General features: G+C 42.8%; 1 pseudogene. It reads right to left on the reverse strand.

The features are described from left to right. Positions 1-434, reverse strand: a pseudogene (locus tag D7V32_RS17085) (alkyl hydroperoxide reductase subunit F); the annotation flags it as partial. Between the last annotated feature and the right edge of the window lie 22 nt (positions 435-456).

Raw genomic sequence — 456 nt, forward strand, 5'->3', positions numbered from 1 at the left:
TTGTAGATTGCGATTAAGTTCAATGCTTGAACAACGTCAGGACAGTTATGGCAGCTTAAAGAAACAAATACATCAAAATCAGATTGAAGACTCAAGCCTTTGATTGAAGCTAAAACTTCATCAGATACTTTAGGCGCATAGCCAGACGTTTGCAGCAGGGCAAGAATCAAAGAGGTGAACTCATGGCCCATAGGCAAGCCTGCAAAGAACACACGCGGCTCTTCACCTGCTTTTGCAACACCGAAGCTTGGCGCACGTTTATTTTTGCCGTCAAAACGTGCTGTCACTTGCGGTGAAAGCGCCGCGACTTCTTCAACCAATTCTTTAATTTTGTCTGATTTGTCTGTGCCGTTTAAAGTTGCCACTAATTCGATTGGCCCTTCAAGGCGTTCAAGAAGTGTTTTTAATTGAGCTGAAGTATTTTGATCTAACATTGCTAACGTCTCCAAAGGAGTA

It is taken from the genome of Acinetobacter tianfuensis, from assembly GCF_003611465.1.
Classification (GTDB): Bacteria; Pseudomonadota; Gammaproteobacteria; order Pseudomonadales; family Moraxellaceae; genus Acinetobacter; species Acinetobacter tianfuensis.